The following is a 14,015-nucleotide window of genomic DNA, read 5'->3' as shown; positions in this document are numbered from 1 at the left end:
CGGGCCGAAGTTCACCTGAAGCAGCCGCCCACCTGTCGTCGAATGAATTTCGTCGCGTATTCATCCATGGCGACAATTTCAGTCGTTTCTCTATTCGAGGACGACGATTGCCTCGACCTCAAAGAGCATGGATTCAACGGCAAGCTTGGGAACTCCAACCAGGGTCTGTGCCGGCAGGCTGTTGGCGAACATTGCCGAGACGTTCTGTGTCAGAACGCCTAGCTTGGACATGTCATGATCGACCACATAGACCGTGAGCTTGGCAACTTGATCTGGCCTCGCGCCGATTCCCTCAAGGGCTGCACCAAGGTTCGCGTATGCTTGTGCGACCTGGGTGGCGAAGTCGGGCGACAAGGCCCCTGTGCTGTCAAAGCCGCCCTGGCCTGAAATATAGGCCACCCGCGCGTTGGCAGGCACGATTATCGCCGTGCTGTAGCCGTTCGGTGTGGGATCGCCGAGGTTCGGCGGGTTGACGATGGTTAGCCCCTGCGCAGTCGCCGCGTTCGATATTCCCATGACGATTAGTCCTCCAATGAGTAGGTGCTTGATTGAGCGAGACATAATTTTTCAGTCCCTCAGAGTCGGCGGGCAACGGCGTGTTGTCCGCCATGATTAACACCGACACTTTACGCGGCCATACCTGTCACTCTGTGTCAGGTTGGTTTATGCCTTTCGCATGAGAGCAAGCCGACTTCTATCCATCCTGACCACGCTGCAAGCGAAGGGACAGGTTTCCGCCGAGGCGCTCGCCAACGAATGCGAGGTTTCGGTGCGGACGATCTATCGGGATGTAGATGCCCTTAGCGCCGCAGGCATCCCGATCTACAGCGTGCAAGGCAGCAGGGGAGGTTATCGGTTGCTCGATGGCTATCGCGTTCGCCTGAACGGCCTATCCTCAAGAGAGGCCGAGGCACTATTTCTGGCCGGCCTCGCGCGGCAAGCTGCTGACCTTGGTATGGGCGCTGTAGCGGCAAGCGCGCGTGCAAAGCTCTTGGCTGCGTTACCGGAAGCTATGCGCGCCGGCGCGATGAAAGCGCGCTTCCACTTCGATGCGCCGGCTTGGTTCGCCGAACCCGAAACCCTGGACCATCTACCAGCGATTGCCGACGCCGTGTGGAATCAGCGTCCGATACATATGCGCTACCAAAGCCGGACGACGGAAAAGGAACGGCGAGTCGAACCTCTTGGCATCGTCCTGAAAGGCGGCGCTTGGTATCTAGTCGTCCAAACGCACAAAGAAATTCGCACCTTCCGCGTTTCTCGGATCAGCCAGATGGCGGTACTCGATGAACGCTTTGAGTATCCGAAGAACTTCGACCTTGAAGCATATTGGGTAGAGAGCATCCGGCGATACGAAGTGGACCTTCATCCGAACCGAGCGGACATTCGTCTTTCGCCTTGGGCTTTGGATATGATGGAGGAGCTTCTACCTCCCTTTGTCCGTAATGGGGCTGTAATTTCGGAAGAAGCCGACGCAAGAGGCTGGAGGCAGGTATCCGTGTCAGTAGGTTCTATGGCGCACGCCGCCATGGAGATATTGCGCTTTGGCAAGGACGCCGAGGTAGTCGGGCCGCCCGAGCTTCGAGCTGAAATGGCGAGTATCGTTGGCACACTGGCAAAAGTTTATGATGGCGAATGCACGCCAAGGCAGCTTTAGGGAATTCGATTTCGTAAATTGAACAGCGGAAATGGGGTCGGAAAGTACCGGCCTGCTCAACGGAAAGGCCCCGAACGTGTCGGGGCCTTTTTCATTACAGAGATCGTGCCGAGGTTCAGCTCGAGCCGGCGCCGTCCTGGCGGACGAAGGCGATGCGGAGCATGTTGGTGGCACCCGGGGTGCCCAAGGGGATGCCGGCTGTGATGGCGATGCGGTCGCCGGGGCGGGCAAAGCCTTCCTGATAGGCGATGACGCAGGCGCGATCGACCATGTCCTCGAGCGACACGGCGTCTTCGGTCTGCACGCAATGGACGCCCCAGACCACCGACATGCGGCGGATAGTGCGCATATTGGGCGAGAGCACGATGATGGGCTTGCTGGGCCGTTCGCGGGCGGCGCGGATGCCGGTGGAGCCTGAGGCGGTGTAGGTGACGATGGCGGCCAGATCGAGGGTTTCGGCGACCTGGCGCGTGGCGGCCGAGATGGCGTCGGCGGCGGTGGCCTCCGGCTCGGTCTGGGCCGCGCGGATGATGCCGCGATAATTGGCGTCACCCTCGACGGCCACGGCTACCTTGTTCATGGTGGAGACGGCTTCGACCGGGTACTGGCCCGAGGCGGACTCGGCCGAGAGCATGATGGCGTCGGCGCCTTCGAACACGGCGATCGACACGTCCGAGACTTCGGCGCGGGTCGGGACTGGAGCCGTGATCATCGATTCCAGCATCTGGGTGGCGACGACCACCGGCTTGCCGTAACGGCGGGCCATGCGGATCATGCGCTTCTGCAGGCCCGGCACGGTTTCGAGTGGCAGCTCGACGCCAAGATCGCCGCGAGCCACCATGATGGCGTCGCAGAGCTTGATGATTTCTTCGAGGCGATCGATGGCCTGAGGCTTTTCGATCTTGGCCATGACGCCGGCGCGACCCTGCACGATCTTGCGCACGTCGATAATGTCTTCGGGACGCTGCACGAAGCTGAGCGCGATCCAGTCGGCATCGGCGGCGAGGCCAGCGAGCAGGTCGGCATGATCCTTCTCGGTCAGGGCGCCGGTGGGCAGCAGCGTATCGGGAAGGGAGACGCCCTTCTTGTCGCTGAGCTTGCCGCCATAGATGACCTCGGTCTCGATGGCGCCATTGCCGACCTTGGTGGCCTTGAGCGCCAGCTTGCCGTCGTCGAGCAGCAGGCGGTCACCGACCGACACGCTCTCGATGATCTCGGGGTGGGGCAGGTAGACGCGCTCGGCATTGCCGTTGTCGTCCTTGACGCTGTCGAGCGTAAACTTCTGGCCGGCGACCAGGTTCACCGAGCCTTCGGCGAACTTCCACACGCGCAGCTTGGGGCCCTGCAGGTCGACGAGTACGCCCAAAGGATGATTGAGCCGCTTTTCGACATTACGTATGCGTTCCACCGTCTGACGCATCAGGTCGTGGCTGGCATGGCTCATGTTGATGCGGAACACGTCCGCGCCGGCCTTGGCCAGTTCCTCGATCATCTTCTCTTCGTGGCTCGCGGGCCCGAGGGTGGCGATGATCTTTGCGCGTCTCATGCGTCTCATTGCGTGTCCGTTTCTTGCGTACTTATGTCGTCCTGCGGCGCGTCGGTCGTCACATCGTCAGGGTCGACAAGAAATGTCGGGTCTTCGAGGTCTTCGCCGGCATCCGGTCCAACCACGGCGGGGCCGTTGGTGTCCTCGGTCAGTTGCAGAGTCCAGTCCGTGCGGTTCTGGGTATCGATTTCGAAGAAGCCGGTGCGCTCATAGCCCCGGGCGAGGCAATCCTCAACCCCGAATATTGTGAAGGTTTCGTCACGCGTGCACATGAAGACCGAGCCGTCCCATGCACCGCCGCCGATATCATCCACCGCGAAGATGTAATAGAAGCGACGCTCAAGATCGCCCTGGTAAAGCACGCGGCAATCGCCCGGAGGGGCCTGCCACCAGCCCTCGCTCATCCAGCCGCGCTCGGCGCGATAGCCGAGGGCCACCGAAACCAGGTTGGCGGTCTCATTGCAGATACGTAGATCAGCCTTTGCCGGGCTGGCAAAAGCCAGGCCGACGCCAATCGCGCCAATCAGGGTCAGGCCTAGACGGGAAGCGTACAAAAGCGAGCCGGATTTCATCGGGAAAACGTGCCTTCTTTGAGCCCATGGTGCCCCCAAGGTCAATGGCTAATGGCGCGATTTGACCGAATTGCGGGTATGCCGGCCAAGCGGATGTGGATTGGGCCACAAAGGGGTTGAACCTGCCGCCGGAGTACGGTTCAAGCAGCGCTTGATCTGAGGGCATGTCGACATTCACGTGATGGCGGCCTGCAAATGGCAGCTTCCTGCGCTTCCGGTGCTCACGTACTCATGTACGCTCCGCTCCGGTTCTCGGAAGCCGCCGTTTTCGACTGGCCCTGACGTGAATCTCAACATACCCGACGAGGATACCCCATGGCCGAAGACAGCGTAGCCCAGGACCAGCTCCGGGCCTTTATCGAGCGCATCGAGCGCATGGAAGAAGAAAAGGCGGCGATCGCCGCTGACATCAAGGAAATCTATGCCGAGGCCAAGGGCAACGGCTTCGACACCAAGATCCTGCGCAAGATCGTGGCGATCCGCAAGCAGGACGCCAATGAGCGCATGGAGCAGGAAGCCCTGCTCGAACTCTATATGAGCGCGCTGGGCATGGTCGCGGCGCCGCCGGAAGACTGAGGCAGCTTTCCCGCGAAGGCGGGGATTGGCATTGACGACGCAGCGCCCTTGGGTTCGACGCCGAGGGCGTTGTGCTATGTGCCGCCGGGTTGAAGGGTGTCGTGTTTGATCGGGCGATGGTGCCAGGACCTCGTGGTTTACAAGCGCACCATGAGGTCTACTGCCCAATCAGATACGAGGCGACGCGCTCTACGCCAGGATATCGAGAACGGCGCCGGCCATGTTGTTGGCGGCGCGGACGACCTGCGCGGAGGCCTTGAAGTCGGTTTCGGCCATCTTGATGTCGACCATCTCGCTGGCCAGGTCGGTATCGCCGAGACCGGTGCCGATACGAGCCACGCGGCTGGCGCTGGCTTCGAGGCGGTCGGCGGCGCGGTGCATGCCTCTGGCGCCGATGGCAATGCTGGAAATGGTCATGGGCTGCGGCCTCTGCTGATCACGCCAGAAAGCCCTGAGATCTTTGATAATGTCTTAGCGGCGCTCGCCACTATCGGTTCAAAGGCCGCGCTTCGTGTCTATGCGGCGGCGAAATCGCTGAACGAGGCCTGGTCGCCGGCGGCGATCATGGCGCTGCCCGGCGGCACGGTCTGCCAGGTATCGCCGGTTTCCCCGAAGGGCTCGGAGGCGATGGCAATGCCGCCTTCCAAGCGTCGCCAATAGAGGGAGGGCGGATGGTCGTCGCTGGCCCAGCGGATGGCTAGCAGGCGCTCGCCATCGGCCAGGATGGCGGTGAAGCGAAGCGCCAGGCTGATACCGTTGGCGGCCATGATGCGCTGGCAGACAGCCAGCGTGCGGGCGAGAGCGGTGATCGGATCGGTGTTGAGGCCGTGGCCGAGGGCGGCAAGGAAGATGGCTTCGCTATCGCCATTGCCGCGCCGGCGGGCATAGAGATCGTCGGGGATCATGGCCTCGACCGAGCGGCGGATGCGGTCATAGCCGCCGATCTGGCCATTATGCATGAACAGATGCCGGCCGGCGGCGAAGGGGTGGCAATTGGCCATCGAGACTTCGCCTGATGTCGCCGAGCGGACATGGGCCAGGAACATCGGCGCCACCACCTGGTGGCAGAGCGAGGCCAGGTTGGCATCGGACCAGGCGGGTAGGGTGCCGCGATAGATGCCCGGTTCGGTCCGGGCGCCATACCAGCCGACGCCGCAGCCGTCGCCATTGACGACGGTCTTGGCCTCGCGGGCCGCCAGCGACTGGCTGACCAGCGAGGAAGCCGGTTCGATCAGCAAGGTATCGAGGAAGACTGGCTCGCCCGTGTAAGCGAGGAAGCGGCACATATCAGGCGGCGCGTTCCAACTCGTCCGCCAGGGCGAAGCGCACGGCGGCGTCGGCGTGGATGGCGGTTGAGTCGTAGCCCGGGAGGGGGAGGGCGGCTGGGTCGACTAGCAGGGAGATTTCGGTGCAACCCAGGATGACGGAGTCGATGCCGCGAGCGCGAGCGGCCTCGATAATGGCGAGGTAGCGGGCGCGGGAGGCGTCGTGCACCTTGCCCTGGCAGAGTTCGTTGAAGATCACGTCATGCACCGTGCCGCGATCGTCGGTCTCGGGGACGACAACCTCTATGCCGTGGCGCTTCATGCGCTCGGCATAGAAGCCGTGCTCCATGGTGTAGCGGGTGGCGAGCAGCAGCGGGCGGCGGCGGCCATCGGCACGTAGCGCCTTGGCGGTTTCGTCGATGATATCGATCAGCGGTACACCGGACATGGCCGCGACCGGTTCGGAAACCAGGTGCATGGTATTGGTGCAGATGAGGACGCAGGCGGCGCCGGAGCGGGCGAGACCGGCGCCGGCTTCGCCGAGCAGTGTGCCGGCATCGTCCCAGCGGCCAGCCTTCTGCAGCTCGACGACGCGAGTGAAATCGAGGGAGCGCATGGCGATCTCGGCGGAATGAAGCCCGCCGCGCTGCTGGCGCACCGCCTCGTTGATGAGGCGGTAATAGACCGCCGTGGATTCCCAGCTCATGCCGCCGATGAGGCCAATGGTCTTCATGATGTTCTCCCGTATTGCCACCAGCATGCTTGAGGTTTGCTGCAAGCAGGATGCGAAATTGCTTGGGTGAGGTGTTCCTTGTGCAACCCGACGGCGCTGGGGAGCGGGATTGCGCCGCAGGATTGCGATGGATCGCGAAATCATGCATGAATCGGGCATGTTGGATGATCGCGACCGCAAGATACTCGACCTGCTGCAGGCCAATGCCGAAATGGCTGTGACCGATATTGCCGAGGCGGTGGCGCTATCGGCGTCGGCCTGCTCGCGGCGGATTACGCGGCTCCGCGAGGAAGGCTATTTCGCGCGCAGCGTGGCGATGCTCGACCGCAAGAAGCTCAACCTGCCGACCACGGTTTTCGTCATCGTGCGCACCGGCAAGCATGAGGCGAGTTGGCTCGAGCAGTTCCATGCGGCGGTGAGTACCATCCCCGAGATCGTCGAGGTGCACCGGCTGACGGGCAATTTCGACTACATTCTCAAGCTCGTGCTGCCCAATGTGGAGCATTACGACGTGATCTATCGCCAGCTTGTTGGCCGGGTCGAGCTGTTCGACATGTCGGCCTATATCTCGATGGAGACGGTGAAGCTGTCGACGGGCGTACCGACCAATTATGTCTGAGGCGAGAGGCTCGCGGAGATGAGCTTGATCGAGCGCCAGTAGTTGTTGGCGATGCCGGGGCGCGGGGCGATGGCGTCGGGATAGTCGAAGAGGATATCGACGAAGCCGTCGATGACGGCGCTGGCGGGAATGGCGACGGTGAAACGGTCGGTCCGGTCTGATGTGACCAGGGCTTCGCCGATCTTTGCACCGCCAGCGCTGATCTCGACGCGATGCTCGGGCGGTCCGTCGAGGGTGGTGGCGGTGAGGTCGAGGGTCAGCACGAGATTTTGCGGGCTATCGACGGCGAAGCGCAGGCGGGAGGCCTCGCCGATCGAATGCGTGCCGTCGCCGGCCGGACCCTCCCAGCCGCAGGGGCGCAGTTCCCTGGTGTCGGGCCCGCCGGAGCGGAAGTCGAGCTCGGTGCCGAGCGTGTAGGCGCCGGTGACGGGTTGGGGCAGGCAGGTGGTGGTGCGGTCGATGTAATAGGCGCGGTAGTCGTCGGAGACGCGTGGGTGCAGCGTCTGCCAGAGCACGCCAAGCTCGATAAGGGCGAGGAGGGCGGCCAACGCATAAGCGCCTAGGGCGGCGGGGTGGCGATCAGACAAGCGCAACATTGCCTCCCAACCAGGCCAGAGTGGCGAACCAGGCGCCGGCGAGCAAAGCGGCGAGGCTCAGCATGAAGATGATGCGGTTACGGCCGAGAATGGTCATGGCCGTGATGGTCAGCGGGGCCATGCCGGACATGAAACGCAGCATGGAGGCTAGGCCGGCTGACAGCGGGATGAAGATGCAGAGCAGCGCGAAGACCGCGGCTGGCCATTGCCGGCGCCAGGCGAGGATGCCGGTCAACACAATGCCGGCAGTCGCGGCGAGGGCCAGGATTTGCGAGGGGGTGAGCCAGCGTTCGTCATCGGGCCAGGCGTTGAGGCCCTGCCACAGGTAAAGTATCGGGTTGGCGATCTGGCGGCCCCAGGCGCGCTGCACATGGCTGAAGGCCAGGCCGTCCCCGATCCAGTAATGGAGGAACGCCATATAGGCGAAGAGACCGAGCGGGGCGATGAAGATGGCGAGCACGAGCCTGGGCTGGCCAAGAAGACCACCGATAACGCCGCGCCAGGTGCCTCTGTTGCGGCGATAGTCCATCAGGGCCTGCACGCCGATGGAGAGCGAGGCAAAGACGCCAACGATGCGGGTGGCCGAGAGCAGAGCTGTCGCGGCGGCGGCGCCGAGATAGTTGGAGCGGCCGAGGAAACGGAAAACCAGCGTGGTCAGCAGGACGAACATCACCTCAGTAAAGAAGGTGGTGAAATAGATCGATACCGGACCCGACAGCATGAAGGCGGCGTAGAGGATATAGGCTTTGCGGCTGCGGCCGAGCAGCGGCCAGGCGGCGATCACGGCGGCATAGGCGGTGGCGATCGAGACGAGGCTGGCGGTGACGATGGTCGGCAGCGGCACCAGCTTGGTGATGACGCCGACCAGCATGGGGTAGAACGGGAAGAAAGCCCAGTTGCCGGCATTGGTGCGGTTGGGAACCGGGAACGGGTCATAGCCCGTTTCGGCCATGCGGACATACCAGCCGCAATCCCAGCGGCAGAGCGACTGGAAGTAGTTGGTGAAGGGGATATCCGGGAGCTGATAGCGGAAGGCGAGGAAGCGGATCAGCGTGCCCAGAAGAGCAAAGGCGAGCGGCAGCAGCAGTACGAATAGTGTGGCTCGATCCTCGCGTGGATCACTGCTGGCCTGAAACACGGCGCCTCCGTTTCAATAGATCGCGTCAAGTGCCACATCAGCCCACCGATAGCACTTGCAACAAATGCAAGGCTGCCATGGCAGAATTGCTGCAACCAGAACTGCTGCTTCGTGCTTTTAAGGAACTAGCGGGAAATCCGCCCGAAAAAAGCAAGAACAGGTGTGAAAACCCATGTCGATCGGATCAACGACGCTTCCGCTGGTCGAACAGAACGTCACCTTTCATCCGCCGCAGCTCGCCGTTATCGTGCCGAGCTACAATGAGCGCGAGAATATCGAGCTGTTGTACGAGAAGGTCGCGATCGCACTGGGCGATGTGGCCTGGGAGATGATCGTCGTCGACGACAATAGCCCCGATGGCACGGCCGAAGTGGTCAACGAGCTCTCGCGCGTCTACGCCAATGTGCGCTGTCTGCGCCGCTTTGGCCGTCGCGGGCTGGCCTCGGCCTGTGTCGAGGGCATGGCGGTGACGTCGGCGCCCTATGTGGCGGTTATCGACGCGGACTTGCAGCATGACGAGGCGATCCTGCCCGAGATGTTGCGAAAGGCGCTGGATGGCGCCGACCTTGTGGTCGGTTCGCGGTTTGCCGAAGGTGGCTCGGCTGGTGATGGTCTTAGCAGCACGCGTCTGTCGGGTAGCAATCTTGCCAATAAGCTGGCCGGGATGATTGCTGGACAGGCGGTGAGCGATCCGATGAGCGGGTTCTTCCTCATCCGCCGCGAGGCGGCGCTGAAGGCGGCGCCAAAGCTGGCCAGTGACGGCTTCAAGATCCTTATCGACCTGATCGTGACCTCGGCGCGCATGGGGGCGCCGCTGAAGGTTGCCGAAGTGCCCTATACGTTCCGCCCGCGCCATGCCGGCGAAAGCAAGATGAGCCCGCTGGTAGTGATCCAGTATCTGGGGCTGTGGTTCAGCAAACTCACCAATGGCGCGCTGCCGCCGAGCTTCCTGCTGTTCGGCCTTGTCGGCGGTACCGGCGTGGTCGTGCACCTGGCGACGCTGGCGGCGTTCACTGCGGTGGGACAAGGCTTCGTGGTGTCTCAGATCGCCGCGACGCTGATCGCCATGGCGTGGAACTTCGTGCTCAACAACAACCTGACCTATGCCGACCGCAAATTGCGCGGCACGCGGCTGATCACCGGTTTCCTGAGCTTCTGCGCCATCTGCGCGCTGGGTGGCATTGCCAATATTTCGGTGGCCAATGCGATCTACCAGTGGGATCACCAGACCTTCATCGCGGGCCTGTCGGGCGCGGTGATGAGCTCGGTGTTCAACTATGCGGTGACGCGGGCGTTTACGTGGAAGTAGCCCGCTGAGGGGTCGGAGTACCCCCTCCTAGCCTCCCCCTGATAGGGGGAGGACAGATCGCGTTTGGGGGGCGCCTTTCCATTTCACCACGGTGTTCCCTCGGGCTTGACCCGAGGGCCTGTCGCCGCTTGTGCCGTGTTGAGAGTGGCCCTCTGGGCCTAGCTGCGTACAATCGCTCCACCGGAGCGATTTTGCGCGAAGTGCGCCGGCGGCTACTTGATCTTGCCCAGTGCTGCTGCCATGGCGGCCTCGTCGAAGCCCAGCGTCGTAAGTGCGGTGGCAACGATGCCTGACCGGTCGAGGCCGGCGTCGGCGTACATGTCGGCCTGGCTCGAATGTTCGACGAAACGATCGGGGATCATCAGCGGGCGGAAGCGCAGTTTGCCGTCGAGCAGGCCGTTGCTGGCGAGGAAGGTGGCGACATGACTGCCGAAGCCGCCGATGGCGCCTTCTTCGGTGGTCAGCAGCACATCATGGGTGCTGGCCAGTTTGGCGATGAGCTCTTCGTCGAGGGGCTTGAGGAAACGCGCGTCGGCGACGGTGGGGTTGAGGCCCAGGGCGGCGAGCTTGTCGGCGGCGGCGAGCACTTCACCCAGGCGGGTACCGTAGCTGAGGATGGCAATGGTTGCGCCTTGCCTCACAATGCGGCCTTTGCCGATGGCGAGCTTTTCGCCACGCGCCGGCATATCGACGCCCATGCCATCGCCGCGCGGGTAGCGGAAGGCGATGGGGCCGTTGTCATAGGCGGCGGCGGTTGCCACCATGTGGCGCAGTTCGGCCTCGTCGGCGGCCGCCATCTGCACGATGCCGGGAATGGCGCCGAGATAGGCGGCGTCGTAATTGCCGGCATGGGTGGGGCCGTCGGCGCCGACATAGCCGGCGCGATCGATGGCGAAGCGCACCGGCAGGTGCTGGATGGCGACATCGTGCACGACCTGGTCATAGGCGCGCTGCAGGAAGGTCGAATAGATGGCACAGAACGGGCGCATGCCTTCGCTCGCCATGCCGGCCGCGAAGGTCACCGCGTGCTGCTCGGCAATACCGACGTCGAAAATGCGGCTGGGGTGGATCTCGGCGAACTTGTCGAGGCCGGTACCTGAGGGCATGGCCGCGGTGATGGCGACGATGCGGGGATCGTCGTTGGCTTCCTGGATCAGGCTTTCGGCAAAGACGTTGGTGTAGGACGGCGCGTTGGACGGTGCCTTGGATTGGGCGCCGGTGATGACGTTGAACTTGGAAACGCCGTGATACTTGTCGGACGAGCTTTCGGCGGGGGCGTAGCCCTTGCCCTTCTGGGTCACCAGATGCACGAGGATCGGGCCTTCGGCGGCGTCGCGCACATTGTCGAAAATGGGCAGCAGGCTTTCGAGGTCGTGCCCGTCGATGGGGCCGACATAATAGAAGCCGAGCTCTTCGAACAGGGTGCCGCCCGTGAAGAAAGAGCGGGCGAATTCTTCGGTCTTGCGCGCGGGTTCGTGCAGCATCTTGGGCAGCTTGCTGACGACAGTCTTAGCCGCCTCGCGGGTGCCGCGATAGAAGGGGCCGGAGACCAGCCGGGCCAGATAGGTGCGCAGGGCGCCGGTGGGCGGGGCGATCGACATATCGTTGTCGTTGAGCACGACGATCAGCCGCGCGTCCATGGCGCCGGCATTGTTCATGGCCTCGTAGGCCATGCCGGCCGACATGGCGCCATCGCCGATGACGGCCACGACATTGCGCGGCTGTTCCATCAGCTCGCTGGCGACGGCCATGCCGAGGCCGGCCGAGATCGAGGTCGAGGAATGGCCGGCGCCGAAGGGGTCGTATTCGCTTTCGGCGCGACGGGTGAAGCCGGAAAGGCCATCCTTCTGGCGCAGGGTGCGGATGCGGTCGCGGCGGCCGGTCAGGATCTTGTGCGGATAGGCCTGGTGGCCGACGTCCCAGATGATGCGATCATGGGGGGTGTCGAACACGGCGTGGAGCGCCACGGTCAGTTCCACCACGCCGAGGCCGGCGCCAAGATGGCCGCCGGTGACCGAGACTGCGTCGATCATCTCGGCGCGCAGTTCATCGGCCAGTTGCCGCAGCTCGCCGCGCGGCATGGCGCGCAGGTCGGCAGGCGAATTGACGGTATCGAGCAATGGTGTCGAGGGCTTGTCGGCCAAGCGGGCAGTCCTTTGCCAAAAGCGGCACTATCCCAGTTCTTTAGGCTCGGTCCCTTTGCTTTGCAATAATGGGACGCTCCCCTGCGCCAAACTGAGGCAGGGGTGTGCTACTGGCAGATCGTGCTGGAATTGCGGCTGGCCTAGTTGGAGGCCAGCGCGATCGGTGCTGCCGAGACGAAGCGGGTGTGGGACAGGCCCTGGGGGAAATCGCCAACGCCCATGACAGTCACGTAGCGACCCATCTCGGTCGTCGGGCTGAAATCGGCCTCGTCGTGATCCCAGATCACCGCGAAATGCTCCGAAGTCAGGGCGGCGGGTGCGGTGAAGACTTCGGCAATGTGCTCAAGATCGGGCGCGATGAGGTCGGGCGTGCGCATGTCTGATGGTGCCGGGCGGCTGGCGATGTGGGAGGCCAGAGCGGCGGCCATGGGCTCGTTTTGCTGGGCGGCGCCAAAGGTGCTGCTGAAGAGACCGGCCAGCGCGCCGGTGACCGGCGAATTGCCGCCGAGCGACGCCGTACGCAAGCCGGTTGCTGCGGTCAGTGGTGGCAAAATGGGTAGGCGTGACGCCGGAGTCGGCGGGGCGACAGCGGCGGTGGTTTCTCGCGCAATGATCATTTCGAGCGCGCGCTGGGCCTCCGGATCCTGCGCCGGCAGATAGGCGGCCACGACCGGGGCCGGTTCGGGCTCGGACATGATGAGGCGGGGCTGCGGGATCGGCGCGGTGAGCGCGGCGATCGCCGTCACGGCGTCACCGGAGGGCAGGGCCGAGGCGGTGGCGACCTGCAGGGTCTGCGACTTCATCGCCGGGACCGGGGCAAGCATGGCGGTCGTGAGTTCGGACTCATCGAGCGGCGCGCTGCCGTTGGTGGAGAATGGGATAGGTGGAGCAACGGCGGCGACCGCGACCGGTGCGGCCAGGCCGCCCAGATTGGCCGGACGCATGGCCGGAACCGGCGCGGCCTGCGGCATGGCGGGCTGGGGCGCTACGGCGGCGACCTGAACGGGGGCAGGGGCGGGCGTGGGGGCGGGTTGATTGTTCTTGCCGCCGAAGAACAGGTCCATCAGCGTCGTGCCACTACCATCGCCTTGGGCAACCTGAGTCCCGGAGGAGGAGCCACCATTGCACGGATAGGCGTGGCAGCGTTTCCACTCGGCCATGGCTATCTGGTAGCCCTCCTGCGAGAGCGGCGTGCCGTCGGTCGGGACGTGCATGGTGCGGCCGTCGGGGAAGATTTCCTTGAGCTGCGCGCGGGTCATGCGCGGCCAGGCGCGGACCGAGCCGGTATCGAGGTGCACGAAGGGGCTCCCGGATGTGGGGTAGAAGCCCACGCCGCCGACCTGCTTGCGCATGGCTACGGCGCGCAGCTTGGCCAGGGGGACACCCGGGATGAAGAAGTCCATCGCGTTGCCCTTGGTATGCTGGCTGTTTTCGGCGACGCCCGAAGACGAGGCGCGCAGCATTTCGTTGGTGGCGGGCGAGCGATAGGCGGAAACGATGTTGATCGGCTGGCTGGCGCCAACCTCCTGGTAGACTTCCCAGATCAGATCGAACAGGCGCGGGTCCATCCGGGCCGGTTCATTGCGGCGCCAATCGCGCAGGAACTGGTTGAGCTCGTTGAGGCCCGATTGCACATATTGCCCGTTGCGCTTGAAGACGATGCGGGCCGTTTCCTTGGTGTGCGTGTAATAGAGAAACAGGGCGCGCTCAGTGGCGGCGGCAGCCGGGATAACCGCCTGCGGCAGGATGACGGTGATGCTCATAAGGGCGGCAATCACAAGCCGCACGATATGGTGCCGTATCAAATAGGAATTCCCCGTCACGCCAAACTCTGCCGGTTATTGCCAGTTGCCGTCGGAC

General features: G+C 63.6%; 14 protein-coding genes. 4 read left to right on the top strand and 10 right to left on the bottom strand.

The window, feature by feature from the left end:
* Positions 1-90: 90 nt before the first annotated feature.
* Positions 91-561: a RidA family protein gene (locus tag MF606_RS17460; protein ID WP_240230609.1), complete on the bottom strand. Its 471-nt coding sequence runs from the start codon at positions 559-561 to the stop codon at positions 91-93.
* Positions 562-676: 115 nt separating this feature from the next.
* Between MF606_RS17460 and MF606_RS17455 the strand changes: the two genes are divergently transcribed.
* On the top strand, positions 677-1,657 hold the full coding sequence (locus MF606_RS17455; RefSeq protein ID WP_240230608.1) for a helix-turn-helix transcriptional regulator: 981 nt from the start codon (positions 677-679) through the stop codon (positions 1,655-1,657).
* A 115-nt stretch (positions 1,658-1,772) separates the two neighbouring features.
* Here MF606_RS17455 and pyk read toward each other — a convergent pair whose 3' ends face one another.
* Both pyk and MF606_RS17445 read right to left on the bottom strand, forming a co-directional pair.
* The gene (gene pyk, locus MF606_RS17450) at positions 1,773-3,212 is read right to left on the bottom strand and encodes a pyruvate kinase (protein WP_240230607.1); all 1,440 of its coding nucleotides are present in this window, start codon (positions 3,210-3,212) and stop codon (positions 1,773-1,775) included.
* Positions 3,209-3,775, bottom strand: a complete 567-nt coding sequence (locus MF606_RS17445; RefSeq protein WP_338084382.1) for a DUF1036 domain-containing protein — start codon at positions 3,773-3,775, stop codon at positions 3,209-3,211. The genes pyk and MF606_RS17445 overlap by 4 nt, the downstream gene beginning before the upstream one ends.
* A gap of 315 nt (positions 3,776-4,090) precedes the next feature.
* On the opposite strand from MF606_RS17445, the gene MF606_RS17440 reads away from it, so the two are divergent.
* Positions 4,091-4,351 carry a DUF2312 domain-containing protein gene (locus tag MF606_RS17440; RefSeq protein ID WP_240230606.1) on the top strand — a complete coding sequence of 87 codons (261 nt, stop codon included), beginning with the start codon at positions 4,091-4,093 and terminating at the stop codon, positions 4,349-4,351.
* Positions 4,352-4,540: 189 nt separating this feature from the next.
* Here the strand turns inward: MF606_RS17440 and MF606_RS17435 are convergent, their stop codons facing one another.
* From MF606_RS17435 to MF606_RS17425, 3 genes are all read right to left on the bottom strand, one after another.
* A complete protein-coding gene (locus tag MF606_RS17435) occupies positions 4,541-4,768 on the bottom strand; it encodes a hypothetical protein (protein ID WP_240230605.1) in 228 nt (75 codons plus the stop codon).
* Positions 4,769-4,866: 98 nt separating this feature from the next.
* Complete coding sequence (locus MF606_RS17430; RefSeq protein ID WP_240230604.1) at positions 4,867-5,637, bottom strand: class II glutamine amidotransferase; 771 nt, start codon at positions 5,635-5,637, stop codon at positions 4,867-4,869.
* Position 5,638: 1 nt separating this feature from the next.
* The gene (locus MF606_RS17425; RefSeq protein WP_240230603.1) at positions 5,639-6,349 is read right to left on the bottom strand and encodes an aspartate/glutamate racemase family protein; all 711 of its coding nucleotides are present in this window, start codon (positions 6,347-6,349) and stop codon (positions 5,639-5,641) included.
* Between the two features lie 157 nt (positions 6,350-6,506).
* Between MF606_RS17425 and MF606_RS17420 the strand changes: the two genes are divergently transcribed.
* Positions 6,507-6,968, top strand: a complete 462-nt coding sequence (locus tag MF606_RS17420; RefSeq protein WP_240233884.1) for an Lrp/AsnC family transcriptional regulator — start codon at positions 6,507-6,509, stop codon at positions 6,966-6,968.
* On the opposite strand, the gene MF606_RS17415 is transcribed toward MF606_RS17420, so the two are convergent.
* Positions 6,959-7,555 carry a hypothetical protein gene (locus tag MF606_RS17415; RefSeq protein WP_240230602.1) on the bottom strand — a complete coding sequence of 199 codons (597 nt, stop codon included), beginning with the start codon at positions 7,553-7,555 and terminating at the stop codon, positions 6,959-6,961. The genes MF606_RS17420 and MF606_RS17415 overlap by 10 nt on opposite strands.
* Entirely contained in the window at positions 7,548-8,702 is a 1,155-nt protein-coding gene (locus MF606_RS17410; RefSeq protein WP_240230601.1) for a hypothetical protein, read from the bottom strand. Before MF606_RS17410 ends, MF606_RS17415 begins: the two co-directional genes overlap by 8 nt.
* Before the next feature lie 172 nt (positions 8,703-8,874).
* Here MF606_RS17410 and MF606_RS17405 point away from each other — a divergent pair, with 172 nt between their 5' ends.
* Positions 8,875-10,011 (top strand): glycosyltransferase family 2 protein, encoded by a 1,137-nt coding sequence (locus MF606_RS17405; RefSeq protein ID WP_240230600.1) that lies wholly within the window; start codon positions 8,875-8,877, stop codon positions 10,009-10,011.
* Between the two features lie 212 nt (positions 10,012-10,223).
* Here the strand turns inward: MF606_RS17405 and dxs are convergent, their stop codons facing one another.
* Positions 10,224-12,155, bottom strand: coding sequence for a 1-deoxy-D-xylulose-5-phosphate synthase (dxs, locus tag MF606_RS17400; RefSeq protein WP_275693098.1), 1,932 nt, complete (start codon positions 12,153-12,155; stop codon positions 10,224-10,226).
* A 140-nt stretch (positions 12,156-12,295) separates the two neighbouring features.
* Positions 12,296-13,918, bottom strand: coding sequence for a peptidoglycan L,D-endopeptidase MepK (locus MF606_RS17395; RefSeq protein WP_240230599.1), 1,623 nt, complete (start codon positions 13,916-13,918; stop codon positions 12,296-12,298).
* Between the last annotated feature and the right edge of the window lie 97 nt (positions 13,919-14,015).

The sequence above is a fragment of the Devosia lacusdianchii genome, from assembly GCF_022429625.1.
Taxonomy (GTDB): Bacteria; Pseudomonadota; Alphaproteobacteria; order Rhizobiales; family Devosiaceae; genus Devosia; species Devosia lacusdianchii.
The sequence above is the reverse complement of the archived record's forward strand: the minus strand, read 5'-3'. Positions and strand labels throughout refer to the sequence as shown.